Origin of the sequence: Neobacillus niacini (genome assembly GCF_046591715.1) — a bacterium.
GTDB lineage: Bacteria > Bacillota > Bacilli > Bacillales > Cytobacillaceae > Neobacillus > Neobacillus niacini_L.
The window spans coordinates 1-17,230 of the sequence record NZ_JAWVNQ010000019.1 but is presented as its reverse complement, the minus strand read 5'-3'; the positions used below and the strand labels follow the sequence as shown (position 1 = coordinate 17,230).

Sequence of the window (17,230 nt, the reverse complement as noted above, 5' to 3'; positions counted from 1 at the left end):
GACAAAATTTTGAATCTATTAATTTTATAATAGTTTTTAACGAGAATTAATAGAGGAGTGTGAGTTATGGAAAAACTAGAACGGAGTTTACTAGAACCGGTCGGAGAGGTCAACTTTAAATCCTCTAAATGGTCTTGGGACAGCGTCTTGAAAAAATTCCAGTTAAAAGTTGAATCCTTCTTCCTTGTAAAGGGATACCTTTTACTTATAGTGGGTTTCTTATTAGGAAGAGCTTTGATATTATCTACGCTTGCTCCCTTTAGTCTGCCGTTTTTCGCTGCAGTCTTTCTAATAAAAAGAGATCGGTCCCCGCTTGCTTTAGTAGGGCTGGTTGCAGGTGCCGCAACTGTCTCCTTAAAAAATGCCGCTTTTACCTTTATAGTTTCCATCCTTTTTTTAATCATTTACCGAGTCAGTGAAAGATGGATTAAAAACGAGATGAGAATGATTCCATTTTTTGTGGCTATTATTCTGGGGACAGGTAAATTAGCAGAAGCTTTTATCATCTCTAGGCAGCTTGCATTATATGATGCAATGATGGTCGGAGTTCAGGCTAGTCTTGCTTTTATCCTAACGCTTATTTTCTTACAGAGCATCCCGTTATTAATAATGAACAAACGCAGGCAGTTGTTAAAAACAGAAGAAATTGTCTGTTTAATTATTATGCTTGCTTCAATTATGACAGGAACCATTGGCTGGAAAATATACGATCTATCGCTTGAACATATTATGTCACGCTACCTTGTATTAGTATTTTCATTTATTGCAGGAGCGACGGTTGGTTCAACCGTAGGGGTTGTTACTGGTTTAATCTTCAGTCTTGCAAGTGTTTCAAGTTTTTATCATATGAGTTTACTCGCCTTTTCAGGGGTATTAGGCGGTTTGTTAAAGGAAGGGAAAAAGATAGGTGTTGCAATTGGTCTGTTTATCGCGACACTATTAATTGGAATGTATGGTCAGGAAGGGGGCACAGGTTCCTTAACCATTACATTAATGGAATCTGGCGCAGCAATTTTATTGTTCCTTTTAACACCTCAGGTATTTACCTCTAAGCTTGCCAAATATATACCAGGAACACCTGAATATACTACCGAGCAGCAAAAATATATGAGGAAGATGAGGGATGTGACGGCGCAAAGGGTCGCGCAGTTCTCTAACGTCTTCCATGCACTCTCAAAAAGCTTCTCTCAAATGGAAGAAATGCCAAGTGTTGACGAAGAAGGACGTGAAATGGATTTCTTTATGAGCCATGTAACGGAAAAAACCTGTAACACCTGTTTTAAGAAAGAGCAGTGCTGGGCGAAAAACTTTAATACCACTTATGGGTACTTAGAAGAAATTATCCATGAGATGGACCAAAATGATGGTGTTGTATCACCTAAATTATCCCGGGAATGGGATAAGCACTGTACCCGGTCAAAGAGAGTCTATGAAGCGGTCGGCCAAGAGTTAACCTTTTATCAAGCAAATCAGAAGTTGAAGAAACAGGTACAAGAAAGCAGAAAGCTCGTTGCTGACCAACTTCTAGGAGTTTCAGAGGTTATGGATAACTTCGCAAAGGAAATTCAGCGCGAAAGAGAAAACCATCATAAACAAGAGGAACAAATCATGGAGGCTATTCAGAACTTTGGTGTCCATGTTGAACATGTTGAGATTTATAGTCTAGAGTCAGGAAATGTGGACATCGAGATGTCTGTCCCTTTCTGTAATGGACATGGTGAATGTGAGAAGTTAATAGCACCAATGCTTTCGGATATCCTCGGAGAGCAAATTATTGTTAGCTCTGAAGAATGCGCTGCCTATCCAAATGGTTTCTGTCATGTAATATTTCGTTCCTCAAAAGCCTTTACAGTTGAAACCGGAATGGCTCATGCCGCGATGGATGGAGGTTTTGTTTCGGGTGACAGCTATTCAACAATGGAGTTGGGTCTGGGAAAATTTGCAATCGCAATCAGTGATGGAATGGGGAACGGAGAAAGAGCTCATTATGAAAGCAAAGAGACGCTCAAGCTTCTACAAAAAATACTGCAATCTGGTATCGATGAAAGAGTAGCCATTAAGTCGGTAAATTCAATCCTTTCTCTTAGAACTACCGATGAAATTTTCTCAACATTAGATTTAGCCATGATTGATTTGCAGAATGCATCAGCGAAGTTCTTGAAGATTGGATCTACCCCTAGTTTTATCAAAAGGGGAAATAAGGTAATAAAAATCCAGGCTAGTAATCTGCCAATCGGTATACTGGAAGAATTTGAAGTAGATGTGGTGAGCGAGCAGTTAAAGGCTGGAGATTTACTTATTATGATGAGTGATGGAATATTTGAAGGTCCAAAACATGTAGAAAACTACGACTTATGGATGAAACGAAAAATACAAGAATTACAAACAGATGACCCTCAGGAAATATCCGACTTAATATTAGAAGAAGTCATTCGCTCAAGAGATAACTCAATTGGAGATGATATGACCATTGCTGTAGCCAAGATAAAACACAATACGCCTAAATGGGCTAGTATCCCAGTTACAAAGATGAAGAAACAAGCATAATCGATTATTTTAACCTGTTTATCCTTTCATTATGTATAAATCCCCTCCACGCTGTCGAAAATGGAAGTAACTCGAAAAAGTGGAGGGAGAATGAGTATGTATACAGGGAAAATTCGTCAGATTCTTTTAATAACGGACGGCTGTTCAAATCAAGGGGAAGATCCGATTGCGATGGCGGCTCTGGCAAAGGAACAAGGCATATCTGTAAATGTAATTGGTGTGATGGAACAGGATGTAATAGATGAAAAGGGAATGACTGAAATCGAAGGAATCGCCATGTCCGGCGGTGGAGTCAGCCAAATCGTTTATGCTCAAGCACTCTCACAAACGGTTCAAATGGTTACAAGAAAAGCAATGACCCAGACCATTCAGGGGGTTGTAAACAGGGAATTACAGCAAATTCTAGGCCGCTCGCAGACGATAGAAGACCTTCCGCCTGAAAAACGAGGGGAAGTCATGGAAGTAGTTGATGAGCTTGGAGAAACTGTCGAATTAGAAGTGTTGATTCTTGTCGATACAAGTGCAAGTATGAAACACAAGCTTCCTACTGTAAAAGAAGCGCTGCTTGACCTTTCCTTAAGCTTAAATGCACGTACAGGTGATAATCAGTTTGCTGTCTTTGTATTTCCCGGGAAAAAGAATGATGTCGAAAAAATTCTTGATTGGACACCAAAGTTACAATCTTTGACAAGTATCTTCTCCCAGCTTACAACAGGTGGAATTACTCCGACAGGACCTGCTATTCGTACTGCGCTCACTTCATTTAATTCAAAACGTTCGTTAAGGAGTCTTTTGAACGGTGATGATGAATCATTCTTTGAAGAGTCGATGTAGAGTATCACCTGGCACAATAATCACTGGAAAATGGCATTCAAACAAATATACAGTTCTAAAAGAACTCGGATTTGGAGCAAACGGCATTGTCTATCTTGCAAAGTTTAAAAACACGCAAGTAGCGCTAAAGATGAGCGATAACGGGATGTCTATTACCTCTGAGGTAAATGTATTAAGATCGTTTGCGAAGGTCCAAGGGTCAACCCTCGGGCCTTCTTTGCTTGATGTAGATGATTGGAATAGTAATCGAGGACAAATTTCATTCTATGCCATGGAATATATAGAAGGACCTGATTTGCTGACATTTATTCAGAGTAAAGGAAAATCGTGGACCAATGTTCTCTTTCTGCAATTGTTGAATGACTTAAACCAACTGCATGAAAATGGCTGGGTGTTTGGGGATCTAAAACCAGAAAACCTTATTGTGACGGGGCCAACCCCTAAGATAAGATGCATTGATGTCGGCGGAACAACCCAAAAAGGACGTGCCATAAAGGAGTTTACTGAGTTTTATGATAGAGGGTATTGGGGATTAGGAACAAGAAAAGCGGATCCCGCATACGATTTATTTGCTGTGGCTATGATTATAATTAATACCGCTTACCCAAAACGGTTTAATAAAACAACAGGCGGAATTACGCAGCTTAGGGAAGCTGTTCGAAAACAGAAGAGCCTGCTGCCATTAGAAAAAGTCATTGTAAAGGCCCTTCAGGGTCAATATTCTAATGCACTCCAAATGAGGACAGAATTATTAGAGCTGGTGATGAATCATAAAAATATTCAACCCAAGTCTCATTCAACCGTAACCAGTACTGCTGGTATCCAGCAAAAACCAAAGGCAAACCAAACAGGCCAATTTAAGAGCAGACAAACTTATCGTAAGAAAAAGAAAAAAAGCCGCTGGCTCGAAAGTGTCAGTATTACAATCTTCATTGCTCTTTTATACTTATTGTATATTTTTCAAAAACTTATCTAATTTTTGAAACTAATGGTTCAGCATTTCGTATAAAAGGGAAGGAAAAAAAGACCTAATCAATTAGGTCTTTGTTTTTGATACTTTTGTCATAAAAGTGGTAAGCTAGTGATATTCAAGAACTTTTTAAGGAAGAATGCAAAATGTTAGAAGAAAAAGTAGCAGCATTACTAAATCGCCTCTCCTTCCAATTAGAAGATAAAAAATTGGTGGTTGGAGTTTCTGGCGGTCCAGATTCACTGGCATTGCTACACTTCTTGTGGATGCAGAGGGAAAAGAAGAATCTTTCCATTGTTGCAGCTCATGTAGATCATATGTTCCGTGGTCAAGAATCATTTGAAGATGCTTTATTTGTCAAAGATTACTGTGAACAAAAGGAAATACCTTTTGAAATGAAACGAATTAACGTTCCCGAAATCATTGAAAAAACAAAAACAAACTCGCAAGTGGCATCAAGACAAGCAAGGTATGAGTTTTTTGAAGGAATAATGGAAAAATATAATTATGATTATTTAGCACTTGGTCATCATGGAGACGATCAGGTTGAAACAATCTTAATGCGTTTAACCAGGGGGAGCAGAGGTGCTGCGAGAGCAGGGATTCCGTTCACAAGACCTTTTGGGAATGGATATATCATCCGTCCTTTTCTTTCATTAACAAAGGCGGAGCTTACTGAATATTGCCAGAAGCAAAATTTAGAACCAAGGATTGACCCAAGTAATAAAAAAAATATTTATAGCAGGAATCGGTTTCGTAGTGAAGTACTTCCCTTCCTAAAAGCAGAAAATCAAAATGTCCATGAACATTTTCAACGTTTTAGTGAGGATATACAGAACGATGAAATACTTCTTCAGGAATTAACTGTCCAAAGAATGAATAAAGTAATGAAAATGGGAGTTGGAAATAAAATTACCATTGACATTAACATGTTCTTAGAAATGCCAATTCCTTTACAAAGAAGAGGTATTCAACTAATATTAAACTATCTTTACAATGTAATACCAATGTCACTTTCTGCTTTACATATTGATGATGTTCTATCTTTAATTCGACATCAACATCCTTCTGGTACACTGGATTTTCCCGCTGGTTTAAAGGTAATTCGTTCTTATTCACAGCTTTCCTTCCAATTTGAAGTGAAAGCGAGTACACCTTATTCCTTTATTTTACGAGGACCTGGTGAAATTACATTACCTAATGGGGCAAATATTAGACTGGATGTTATTGATGAAAAAGAAAACATTGAAATAAAAGGATATTATGCGCTATTTCCTGCTGACAAGATTGAGCTGCCCATCGAGATTCGAACGAGAAAAAATGGGGACCGCATGAGCCCGAAAGGTATGACTGGAACTAAAAAACTAAAAGATATTTTTATCGATAGTAAAGTTCCAATTCAGGATCGAGATTCATGGCCTGTTATTACTGACAAAAATGGGTGGATTCTATGGCTTCCTGGAATAAAAAAATCTGCTATCGAAGGCATTAATCATTCAACAAGTCAGTATTTACTACTCACATATAATAAGCAATGATCTTCTAGGAGGCACATTTATGATGAATCAGGATATTGAAAAGGTTTTAGTTTCAGAAGAGGAAATTCAAGAAAAAATTAAGGTGTTAGCGGCTGAATTAACGGAGGAATACAAAGATACTGTTCCTCTAGCTATCTGCGTTCTAAAGGGTGCAATGCCATTTATGGCTGATTTGTTAAAACGAATGGATTGTTATCTTGAAATGGATTTTATGGATGTTTCAAGCTATGGATCTGGTCTTGTTTCTTCCGGCGAAGTGAAAATCCTAAAGGATTTAGATACTTCAGTCGAGGGAAGAGACATTTTAATCATTGAGGATATCATCGACAGCGGCTTAACATTAAGCTATCTCGTTGATTTGTTCCGTTACCGCAAGGCGAAATCAATTAAAATTGTTACCCTGCTTGACAAACCAACAGGAAGGAAGAGCGCGATAAAAGCAGATTATGTAGGTTTTATTGTTCCGGATGAATTTGTGGTTGGCTACGGTTTAGATTATCTCGAAAGATACCGAAATCTTCCATATATTGGAGTTCTGAAACCGGAAGTATATAGCGATAATCTTTAAGTGAAACTAAAACAGAGTAATTTAAGAATTGGAATGATTTTCTATGATACTATCTAAAAAAGTTTTTATCGCGGGAGGAGGTAAGAGATGAATCGGATTTTCCGTAATACCATCTTTTATTTATTGATATTTTTAGTCATAATTGGCGTGGTAAGCTTCTTCAATGGCAGCAACGAACCTACGGATAACATTTCGTACAATGAGTTTGTTGCACATTTAGAAAAGAATGAAGTGGATTCATTTTCTATGCAGCCTGAACGTGGTGTATTTGAAGTTCGGGGACAGTTTGAAAAAGAGGTAAAAGACGGTAAGAACTTTTTAACGTATGTACCAAATAGTGAGAAAATTTTAGCGCGAATTGATGAAGCAGGATCTAAAGTAGAAGTAATGCCTGCTAAAGAAACGAGTGGATGGGTAACATTCTTTACCTCCATTATTCCATTTGTGATTATCTTTATTTTATTTTTCTTCTTATTAAACCAAGCACAAGGCGGCGGAAGCCGTGTGATGAACTTTGGTAAGAGTAAAGCCAAGCTATACAATGATGACAAGAAGAAAGCTCGATTTAAAGATGTCGCTGGAGCAGATGAAGAAAAGCAAGAACTAGTCGAAGTGGTAGAATTCCTTAAGGATCCTAGAAAATTTGCAGAACTTGGCGCCCGTATCCCTAAAGGAGTACTTCTTGTGGGTCCTCCAGGTACAGGTAAGACGCTTCTTGCCCGTGCTGTAGCAGGTGAAGCTGGTGTTCCTTTCTTCTCTATTAGTGGTTCTGACTTCGTTGAAATGTTTGTTGGGGTCGGTGCATCCCGTGTTCGTGATTTATTTGAAAATGCAAAGAAAAATGCTCCTTGTATCATTTTCATTGATGAAATTGATGCAGTCGGCCGTCAGCGTGGTGCTGGTCTAGGCGGAGGTCATGATGAGCGTGAACAAACGCTAAACCAATTACTAGTTGAGATGGATGGATTCGGAGCGAATGAAGGAATTATCATTATTGCAGCTACAAACCGTCCAGATATTCTTGACCCGGCATTATTACGTCCAGGGCGTTTTGATCGTCAAATTACCGTTGACCGTCCAGATGTTAATGGCCGTGAAGCAGTCTTAAAGGTACATGCAAAGAATAAGCCATTAGATGAATCTGTAAATTTAAAAAATATTGCTATGCGTACACCAGGTTTTTCTGGTGCGGACCTAGAAAACTTATTAAATGAAGCTGCATTGGTGGCTGCACGTCAGAATAAGAAAAAGGTCGACATGGAAGATATTGACGAGGCAACGGACAGAGTAATCGCCGGTCCTGCTAAGAAGACCCGTGTTATTTCTGAAAAAGAACGCCGAATTGTTGCATTCCATGAAGGTGGACATACGGTAATAGGATTAATTCTAAATGAAGCTGATATGGTTCATAAGGTTACTATCGTCCCTCGCGGCCAAGCTGGCGGATACGCCGTTATGCTTCCTAGGGAAGACCGCTACTTTATGACGAAACCAGAATTACTCGATAAAATTGTAGGTTTATTAGGCGGACGTGTTGCGGAAGAAATCGTTTTTGGTGAAGTAAGTACAGGTGCTCACAATGACTTCCAGCGTGCAACTGGAATTGCCCGCAGAATGGTAACTGAGTTTGGTATGAGTGATAAACTTGGAGTAGGACAATTCGGGCAGGCTTCAGGCGGCCAGGTATTCTTAGGACGTGACATTCATAATGAGCAAAACTATTCTGATGCCATTGCCTTTGAAATCGACCTTGAAATTCAACGTATTCTTAAAGAATGTTATGAAAGAGCGAAAACTATTCTTACTGAGAATCGTGACAAACTCGATTTGATAGCAAAAACTCTTCTTGAGGTTGAAACGCTCAATGCAGAACAAATCGAATATTTAATTAAAAATGGCCGTATGCCGGAATCTGCAGCTGAGTTAGAAGGTTTCACGGCATTAACTAAAAAAACAGATGATGTGAAAGTAACGATAAACAAAAAGAAGGATGAAGATCCTTCAAGCGAGAACGCAGAATCGGAAGAAAAGTAATTTTTCCTAAAAAAGAGTGCTTACAAAAAGCACTCTTTTTTTTCACGTTAAAAAGTAATTATGATATGATGTTTGCAGTGTTACACAAGAACAATCAGAAAAGTGAGTGATTCTTTTGATTTTTGTATTTGACGTAGGTAATACAAATACTGTTTTAGGTGTATATAACGGGGAAGAACTAAAGTATCATTGGCGAGTTGAAACGAACCGAAACCGAACAGAGGATGAATTTGGGATGATTATTAAATCCCTTTTTGATGCATCGGGTCTTTCGTTTTCCCAGATAGATGGAATAATCATTTCTTCTGTTGTCCCGCCAATTATGTTTGCTCTTGAAAGAATGTGTAAAAAATATTTCCATCTAAGTCCATTAGTAGTCGGACCGGGGATAAAAACGGGGCTTAACATAAAGTATGAAAATCCCCGAGAAGTAGGAGCTGACCGAATTGTTAATGCAGTTGCTGCTATTCATGAATATGGAAGCCCATTGATTATTGTTGATTTCGGGACAGCTACAACTTATTGCTATATCAATGAACAACGTCAATATATGGGCGGTGCAATAGCACCTGGAATTGGCATTTCAACCGAAGCGCTTTACTCAAAGGCTGCAAAACTGCCTAGAATTGAAATTGCTCGTCCAGAAGGGGTAATCGGGAAAAATACAGTAGCTGCCATGCAGGCAGGAATTGTCTACGGTTATGTTGGACAAGTTGAGGGAATTGTTAAAAGGATGATTGATCATAGTGATCAAAAACCGACAGTCATTGCGACAGGGGGATTATCTACTCTAATCGCCCAAGAATCTAATATCATTGATATCGTCGATCCGTTTTTAACTTTAAAAGGATTACAGCTAATCTATAAGAGGAATATGGATAACCTAAGAGGGCAATAAGAAGCAACTAGAAAGGAGTTACATAATGAATGATTATTTAGTAAAAGCATTGGCCTATAATGGCCAAATCAGGGCGTATGCGGTACGTACTACGGAGGTAGTATCAGAAGCACAGAAGAGGCATCAAACATGGAGAACAGCCTCTGCCGCTTTAGGGCGCTCCCTGACAGCCGGTGTTATGATGGGTGCAATGTTAAAGGGAGAAGATAAATTAACAATTAAAATTGATGGAGGCGGACCAATCGGTGTCATTTTAGTCGATAGTAATGCCAAGGGAGATGTCCGCGGCTATGTTACAAATCCTCAAGTAGACTTTGAAGCGAATGAGCACGGGAAGTTAGATGTCCGCCGTGCGGTTGGAACAGAAGGTACACTTTCGGTAGTAAAGGATACTGGACTTCGTGATTTCTTTTCAGGGTTAGTTCCCATTGTCTCAGGAGAATTAGGGGAGGATTTTACCTATTACTTTGCCACTTCAGAGCAGGTGCCTTCCTCTGTTGGAGTAGGTGTCCTTGTAAATCCTGATGATAGCATCTTAGCTGCAGGAGGATTTATTTTTCAATTAATGCCAGGTATAAAGGATGAAACGATTACCAAGGTAGAAGAGCGTTTGAAACATATTGCTCCGATATCAACATTAGTAAAACAAGGACTAACACCTGAAGAGATTCTGGAGGAGCTTTTCGGAAAGGAACAAGTGAATGTGTTAGAAACCATGCCCGTTCAATTTAAGTGTGTTTGCTCAAAGAACCGTTTTGCAGATGCTATAGTGGGTCTAGGTAAAGGGGAAATTGAGGATATGATCGTTGAAGATGGACAGGCAGAGGCGCATTGTCACTTTTGTAATGAGAAATATCTCTTCACCAAAGAAGAACTAGAGGAACTAAAGAGCCAAGCGAAATAAAAAGCACGGGGGGAGGAGTTTTTGAGACGAAAAAAGCTATGGATCATTATTGCAGCACTTATATTAATGAACTGTCTAACGATTGTCTTTTTCCTTTCAAAAGTGAAAGAGATTAGCGGGACTGCTGCCAATGAAGAAGCTGTTGCAACCGTGGGGAAAGATAAAATAACAAGACAAGAGTGGCTTAGTGAATTAGAGTCTCGATATGGAAAAGATGTACTTAGGGACATGATTGATCAAAAGGTTATTAAAGAAATGGCTTCTAAGTATAAAATTAAGGTCTCTGAGGAAGATGTAGACCGCGAATATCGAATCCTTCAAACTACATACAGTTCACCAAGTGAAAACAAAGAGATTACAGAAAAAAAGTGGAAAGAGTATATAAGGAATAGTCTTCTTCAAGAAGAAATCTTAACCAGAGATGTTAAGGTTTCTGAAAAAGAAATAAAAGCTTATTATGAATCAAATAAGCATCTTTTCGCCATTCCAACTGCCTACCACCTGTCGCATATTGTTGTGAAATCAAGTGATGAGGCACAGAAGGCGCTAAAGGAACTGTCCCAAGGGTCGAGCTTTTCTGCCCTGGCGATGGAGAGGTCAATTGAGGAATTTTCGGCTAATGAAGGCGGAGACATTGGCTACATTATGGAGGGTGAAGAACGTTATCCTTCTGATTATCTCAATGCAGCAAAAAAGTTGAAAAAGGGTTCCTGGAGTGACCCGATTAAAGTAGAACAAGGCTATGCCATTGTTAAGCTCGAAGGAAAAATAGAAGGGAAAGAGTATTCCTATAAAAATGTTAAACAGCAAATAAAGAGAGAAATTGCCCTCGAACAAATGAAAACATCAGCTCAAACCGAAGCCTTTTGGGAAGAAGCCAAGGTAGAATGGTTTTATGGAAAAGAGGGTGCAAACTAAGAGAAACACAGAAGTCATCTTTCTGTGTTTTTTGTCTATAAATTTAGAACTTTCCCTCAGCAAAATGGTTGACAAAACCGGTAGAAAACTGGTAAATTCATTATAATACCAATAAAAATACTCGGAATAAAGAAAGAGGTGCTCTAATGGTACGTGTAGCAAATTCAATTGCAGAATTAGTTGGCCAAACTCCTATAGTTAAGTTAAACAGATTAGTAGATGAAAACAGTGCAGAGGTTTATTTGAAACTTGAGTATTTCAACCCAGGCAGCAGTGTAAAAGACCGTATTGCTTTGGCGATGATTGAATCAGCGGAAGAGAAGGGTCTAATTAAACCTGGAGTCGATACAATTATTGAACCTACAAGTGGTAACACAGGAATCGGTTTGGCAATGGTTGCAGCAGCTAAAGGCTATAAAGCAATCTTTGTTATGCCTGAAACAATGAGTTTAGAGAGAAGAAACCTTCTTCGTGCCTATGGTGCGGAACTGGTTCTTACTCCTGGTCCTGAGGGCATGAAAGGTGCTATTGCAAAGGCAAATGCACTTGCTGAAGAAAATGGATACTTTGTACCGCAGCAATTCGAAAATGAAGCGAATCCAGAAGTGCATCGTAAAACAACTGGTAAAGAAATTGTAGAACAAATGGATCAACTTGATGCATTTATTTCCGGTATCGGCACTGGCGGAACGATTACAGGTGCAGGTGAAGTGCTTCGTGAGAAATTTCCAAATGTTAAAATTTATGCTGTAGAGCCTACTGATTCACCGGTACTATCCGGCGGTAAGCCTGGACCTCATAAGATCCAGGGAATTGGAGCAGGTTTCGTTCCAGGTGTTTTAAATACAGAAGTTTATGATGAAGTCGTTCAGGTTCAAGCTGAAGAAGCTTTTGCAGCTTCACGCCGTGCAGCAAAAGAAGAAGGAATCCTTGGCGGTATTTCCGCAGGTGCGGCGATTCATGCTGCATTAGAAGTTGCCAAGAAACTTGGAAAAGGTAAAAAAGTACTTGCGATTATTCCTGATAATGGCGAACGCTATTTAAGCACACCTCTATATCAATACGAAGGTTAATAGTGAACAAAAGAGGTTTTAGCAGAATGCTAAGCCTCTTTTTTTTGCTTTAAAAATCATTCTTCTTGTATGATGTAAGAAGTGAAAAAATGAGTGGAGGTTTTTAGGGTGCAGACTTCTGGGAATTACAGTATTAAATGCGGACCATATCACTTAGACTTTAGCAAAAAAACGTATATTATGGGAATTTTAAATATAACCCCTGATTCTTTCTCGGACGGTGGGAAATATAACAATATCGAGCAGGCAATTAGACGTGCCGAGGAAATGGTGAAAAATGGAGCTGATATCATTGATATTGGCGGCGAATCTACACGCCCAGGCTATACGGTTATTAATGAAGAAGAGGAAATTGAGCGAGTTGTTCCCGTTATAGAAGCAATCTCAAAATATGTGAATGCTCCTATTTCAATTGATACGTATAAGGCTGGTGTAGCAGAAAGAGCCATTGAAGCAGGTGCACATATCATTAATGATATTTGGGGTGCAAAGGCAGATAGAAGGATGGCAGATGTTGCTGCAAAATATAATGTCCCTATCATCCTCATGCACAATCGCCATGATCGAAACTACTCTCTATTCATAAGAGATGTATTGAATGACTTGTACGAAAGTATCAGCCTTGTAAAACAAGCAGGTGTACGAGATAACCAGATTATTTTAGACCCGGGAATCGGTTTTGCTAAAGATTTGAAAGAAAACATTATGATGATGCAGCACCTAGATACATTAACGGCTCTTGGCTATCCTGTTCTTTTAGGAACCTCAAAAAAGTCCATGATTGGACAAGCGCTAGACCTTCCTGTTGAAGAAAGGCTGGAAGGAACAGGAGCAACGGTTTGTTATGGAATCCAAAAAGGATGCCAAATAATGCGAATTCATGATGTTAAGGAAATGAGCAGGATGGCAAAAATGATGGATGTCCTAATGGGAAAGGGTGCTAGGCTTGGATAAGATTTATGTAAACAAAATGGAATTCTATGGTTATCATGGTGTTTTTCCTGAGGAGACGAAACTGGGACAGCGTTTTATAGTAGATTTAGTTGTTCTTGTCGATTTAAAAAGGGCTGGCGAAAGCGATGACCTGGAGTATTCCGTTAATTATGGGGAGTTATTTCAGGTATGCAAAGAAATTGTTGAGGGAAAACCGTATAAGCTTGTTGAGGCAGTTGCGGAAAAAATTGCAGAAACTGTATTGGGGCAATTTGCTCTTGTTTCAGAAGCTACAGTAAAGGTAGTCAAACCGGACCCGCCAATACCGGGGCATTATCAGTCTGTGGCAGTTGAAATTACAAGGAGAAGATAAAAATGGGAAAAACAGCATTTATTGCCCTTGGCTCTAACATTGAAAACAGGTATGATTATTTGACGAAAGCCATTGAAAAACTTGCGAAACATCCAAAAATAAAATTGGTAAATACATCCTCTATTTATGAAACAGATCCTGTCGGATATGAGGAGCAAGATTTATTTTTAAATATGGTGATTGAAGTTGATACAGATTGTAGTGCGTTAGAGCTATTAGATTTTTGTTTGAAAGTTGAATTAGAGCTTGGGAGAAAAAGGGAAAGGGTATGGGGTCCTAGAACAGTTGACCTTGACATTCTCCTCTATAACCAAGAAAATATAACATCAGAGAAACTTATCGTTCCGCACCCACGGATGCTAGAGCGGAATTTTGTTTTGATTCCTTTGTCAGAGATTAATCCAGACATCATTATTCCAAATACAGAGAAACCACTTGAAGCATGGATCAAAGAATTACCTAACAAAGAAGGAGTCCGAGTATGGAAGCGGAAAAATGGGGAAGACGTATTCGAGCCTATCGGAAGCTAAAAGGCTATACACAGGAAAGCTTCGCGAAGGAACTTAGTGTATCAGTATCAATAATAGGAGAGATCGAAAGAGGTAATCGCCTGCCTACAGGTGAATTACTAAAAAAAATCGGTCAAACCCTGAATATTACAATAGAAGAATTATCACCAAATGAATAGAGGGGAGGTATTGCATGTTTAAAATCGGCAATATTGAATTGAAGAATCAAGTTGTTTTAGCACCTATGGCTGGTGTATGTAATTCTGCCTTCCGTCTAACGGTTAAAGAGTTCGGTGCTGGTTTAGTTTGTGCGGAAATGGTCAGTGATAAAGGGATCGTTTTAAAAAATGCAAAAACGATGAATATGCTCTATATAGATGAACGTGAAAAACCACTAAGCCTGCAGATATTTGGCGGTGAAAAGAAGACTCTTGTCGAAGCTGCACAATTTGTTGATAAAAACACAAACGCTGATATTATCGATATCAATATGGGGTGCCCAGTTCCAAAAATCACAAAATGTGATGCTGGGGCAAAATGGCTGTTAGACCCAGATAAGATTTATGAAATGGTAACCGCTGTCGTGGAGGCTGTTGAAAAGCCGGTAACGGTAAAAATGCGGATGGGCTGGGATGAAGACCATATTTATGCTGTTAAAAATGCGCAGGCGGTTGAGCGTGCTGGCGGTCAAGCAATTGCTCTTCATGGACGTACACGCGTTCAGATGTATGAAGGAACAGCAAACTGGGATATTATTAAAGAAGTAAAACAGGCTATTAATATTCCGTTAATCGGAAATGGTGATGTCCAGACTCCACAGGATGCAAAAAGAATGCTTGAGGAAACCGGCTGTGATGGAGTGATGATCGGCAGAGCGGCTCTAGGAAACCCATGGATGATTTATAGAACCGTTCAATTCCTTGAAACAGGCAAACTAATGGATGAGCCTTCTGTTCGTGAAAAAATGGATGTATGTATATTACACTTAGATCGTCTCATTGCTTTGAAAAATGAGAATGTAGCGGTAAGAGAAATGCGTAAACATGCAGCTTGGTATTTAAAAGGTGTAAAAGGCAATGCGATAGTAAGAAATGCGGTTAATGAGTGTAATACCCGCGACGAATTGGTTAATCTTTTAAATGGATTAGCTGCAGATGTTGAAGAAAAGGAAAGTCTAGTTACAGTTGGATAAAGTTGACATAGTACTGGTCTTTTTCTATAATATCTTTGTTTAAATACATGACTGCCAGTGAAATACTGGCAGTTTTTATTTATAATGATTTTTTTTGATGTCTGAATTCTCAAGTTTGTGTAAAATAATAAAGTATGTAGATAAAAGTGAATGTGCAAGCTTGGATTCAAGGTTTACATAAAAAGAAAGTAATTGGAGTTGATTGGGTATGAGTCAGGAAGAATTAAATGACCAGCTGCAGGTCAGACGTGATAAAATGAACGCCATGCGTGAAAGAGGTTTAGATCCTTTTGGAAAACGCTATGACCGTTCTCATAATATTAAAGAATTGGTCGAGCAATATGCGGATTTAGAAAAGGAAGATCTTGAAGCGAAAGATGTCTCCGTTACCCTTGCAGGCAGGATTATGACAAAACGAGGTAAAGGTAAAGCGGGATTTGCTAATATCCAAGACCTCACCGGCCAGATCCAGGTATATGTTAGAGTTGATGCAATTGGTGCGGATTCTTATGAAGTGTTTGATTCTTCAGATCTAGGAGATATCATAGGTGTAAAGGGAACACTTTTTAAAACAAAAGTCGGAGAACTTTCTGTAAAAGTCCAAGAGTTTGAGTTTCTGACAAAGGCTCTTCGTCCTCTTCCAGATAAATTTCATGGGCTTAAGGATGTTGAGCAGCGCTATCGTCAGCGTTACCTTGATCTAATTATGAGTCAGGAAAGCCGATCTACATTTATTACACGAAGCAAGATTATTCAATCAATGCGCAGGTACTTAGATAACCATGGCTATTTAGAAGTGGAAACCCCAATGATGCATTCTATTGCTGGAGGTGCATCTGCAAGACCATTTATTACCCACCATAATGCGCTTGATATGGAACTTTATATGCGGATTGCCATTGAATTACACTTAAAGCGTCTAATCGTCGGCGGTCTTGAAAAGGTATATGAAATTGGCCGGGTTTTCCGAAATGAAGGTGTATCTACTCGTCATAATCCTGAGTTTACGATGATAGAGCTATACGAGGCATATGCAGATTACCAAGACATCATGAGCTTGACTGAAAACCTAATTGCTCACATTGCGAAAGAAGTATTAGGAACAACAACTGTCCAATACGGTGAGTATGAAGTTAACCTTGAACCAGAGTGGAAAAGATTACACATGGTTGATGCGATAAAAGAATTTACAGGTGTAGACTTCTGGAAGCAGATGAGTGTAGAGGAAGCCCGGGAACTGGCAAAGGAACATGGTGTAGAAATTACTGAACATATGTTATATGGTCATATTGTTAATGAATTCTTTGAGCAAAAGGTTGAAGAAAAGTTAATCCAGCCAACTTTCATTTATGGTCACCCGGTTGAAATCTCTCCATTAGCGAAGAGGAATGAAGAAGACCCGAGATTTACGGACCGCTTTGAGCTATTTATCGTTGCTCGTGAACATGCTAACGCATTTACCGAATTAAATGATCCAATAGACCAAAGAGAACGTTTTGAAGCGCAATTAAAAGAGAAAGAACAGGGCAATGATGAAGCACATGAAATGGACGAGGACTTTGTAGAGGCCTTGGAATATGGAATGCCTCCTACAGGCGGTTTAGGAATTGGTATCGACCGTATTGTTATGTTACTAACAAATTCTCCATCTATTCGTGACGTACTACTATTTCCATTAATGCGACATCGTTAATAAAGAAAAGTCAAAAGCACCAGGCAGCTGGTGCTTTGTTGTTTTTTAAATGAGTAGTTTGAAAATTGTTATTTTAGTATATTAGATAAATATCTTAGAAAAGCTATTGCACTGGTTCGATAATGGTGGTATATTAATATCTGTTGTTGCGAAACAAACAACTTTTCAAAAAAAGAAATTAAAAAAGTTATTGACATTAAGTTGATAACTTGGTAAGATGATTAAGTCGCTTTTGAGCGATATAGT

The 17,230-nt window shown here is 38.9% G+C and carries 16 protein-coding genes; all 16 read left to right on the top strand.

The features are described from left to right. The first annotated feature begins 66 nt into the window (after positions 1 to 66). The 16 genes from spoIIE (at position 67) to lysS (ending at position 16,984) form a co-directional block, all read left to right on the top strand. Complete coding sequence (spoIIE, locus tag SFC47_RS23800; protein WP_411257035.1) at positions 67 to 2,547, top strand: stage II sporulation protein E; 2,481 nt, start codon at positions 67 to 69, stop codon at positions 2,545 to 2,547. Positions 2,548 to 2,643: 96 nt separating this feature from the next. After that, positions 2,644 to 3,381, top strand: coding sequence for a vWA domain-containing protein (locus SFC47_RS23795; RefSeq protein ID WP_411257072.1), 738 nt, complete (start codon positions 2,644 to 2,646; stop codon positions 3,379 to 3,381). Continuing rightward, positions 3,350 to 4,357 (top strand): protein kinase domain-containing protein, encoded by a 1,008-nt coding sequence (locus SFC47_RS23790; protein ID WP_411257071.1) that lies wholly within the window; start codon positions 3,350 to 3,352, stop codon positions 4,355 to 4,357. Before SFC47_RS23795 ends, SFC47_RS23790 begins: the two co-directional genes overlap by 32 nt. Positions 4,358 to 4,497: 140 nt before the next feature. Next, entirely contained in the window at positions 4,498 to 5,889 is a 1,392-nt protein-coding gene (gene tilS / locus SFC47_RS23785) for a tRNA lysidine(34) synthetase TilS (RefSeq protein ID WP_411257034.1), read from the top strand. Between the two features lie 22 nt (positions 5,890 to 5,911). Continuing rightward, positions 5,912 to 6,457, top strand: a complete 546-nt coding sequence (gene hpt, locus SFC47_RS23780) for a hypoxanthine phosphoribosyltransferase (protein ID WP_486348382.1) — start codon at positions 5,912 to 5,914, stop codon at positions 6,455 to 6,457. A gap of 87 nt (positions 6,458 to 6,544) precedes the next feature. Further along, the gene (ftsH, locus tag SFC47_RS23775; protein WP_411257032.1) at positions 6,545 to 8,491 is read left to right on the top strand and encodes an ATP-dependent zinc metalloprotease FtsH; all 1,947 of its coding nucleotides are present in this window, start codon (positions 6,545 to 6,547) and stop codon (positions 8,489 to 8,491) included. A gap of 115 nt (positions 8,492 to 8,606) precedes the next feature. Further along, complete coding sequence (locus SFC47_RS23770) at positions 8,607 to 9,389, top strand: type III pantothenate kinase (protein ID WP_411257031.1); 783 nt, start codon at positions 8,607 to 8,609, stop codon at positions 9,387 to 9,389. Positions 9,390 to 9,414: 25 nt separating this feature from the next. Then, positions 9,415 to 10,293: an Hsp33 family molecular chaperone HslO gene (hslO, locus tag SFC47_RS23765; protein ID WP_411257030.1), complete on the top strand. Its 879-nt coding sequence runs from the start codon at positions 9,415 to 9,417 to the stop codon at positions 10,291 to 10,293. A 21-nt stretch (positions 10,294 to 10,314) separates the two neighbouring features. Further along, positions 10,315 to 11,211, top strand: coding sequence for a peptidyl-prolyl cis-trans isomerase (locus SFC47_RS23760; protein ID WP_411257029.1), 897 nt, complete (start codon positions 10,315 to 10,317; stop codon positions 11,209 to 11,211). A 146-nt stretch (positions 11,212 to 11,357) separates the two neighbouring features. Then, the gene (cysK, locus tag SFC47_RS23755; RefSeq protein WP_411257028.1) at positions 11,358 to 12,284 is read left to right on the top strand and encodes a cysteine synthase A; all 927 of its coding nucleotides are present in this window, start codon (positions 11,358 to 11,360) and stop codon (positions 12,282 to 12,284) included. A gap of 180 nt (positions 12,285 to 12,464) precedes the next feature. After that, positions 12,465 to 13,238, top strand: coding sequence for a dihydropteroate synthase (folP, locus tag SFC47_RS23750; protein WP_411257069.1), 774 nt, complete (start codon positions 12,465 to 12,467; stop codon positions 13,236 to 13,238). Further along, positions 13,231 to 13,590 carry a dihydroneopterin aldolase gene (gene folB, locus SFC47_RS23745; RefSeq protein ID WP_411257027.1) on the top strand — a complete coding sequence of 120 codons (360 nt, stop codon included), beginning with the start codon at positions 13,231 to 13,233 and terminating at the stop codon, positions 13,588 to 13,590. Before folP ends, folB begins: the two co-directional genes overlap by 8 nt. A gap of 2 nt (positions 13,591 to 13,592) precedes the next feature. Further along, complete coding sequence (folK, locus tag SFC47_RS23740) at positions 13,593 to 14,120, top strand: 2-amino-4-hydroxy-6-hydroxymethyldihydropteridine diphosphokinase (protein ID WP_411257026.1); 528 nt, start codon at positions 13,593 to 13,595, stop codon at positions 14,118 to 14,120. Beyond that, positions 14,072 to 14,278 (top strand): helix-turn-helix domain-containing protein, encoded by a 207-nt coding sequence (locus SFC47_RS23735; protein ID WP_411257025.1) that lies wholly within the window; start codon positions 14,072 to 14,074, stop codon positions 14,276 to 14,278. Before folK ends, SFC47_RS23735 begins: the two co-directional genes overlap by 49 nt. Positions 14,279 to 14,292: 14 nt before the next feature. Continuing rightward, on the top strand, positions 14,293 to 15,291 hold the full coding sequence (dusB, locus tag SFC47_RS23730) for a tRNA dihydrouridine synthase DusB (protein WP_411257024.1): 999 nt from the start codon (positions 14,293 to 14,295) through the stop codon (positions 15,289 to 15,291). A gap of 208 nt (positions 15,292 to 15,499) precedes the next feature. Then, the gene (gene lysS, locus SFC47_RS23725; protein ID WP_411257023.1) at positions 15,500 to 16,984 is read left to right on the top strand and encodes a lysine--tRNA ligase; all 1,485 of its coding nucleotides are present in this window, start codon (positions 15,500 to 15,502) and stop codon (positions 16,982 to 16,984) included. The last annotated feature ends 246 nt before the right edge of the window (positions 16,985 to 17,230 follow it).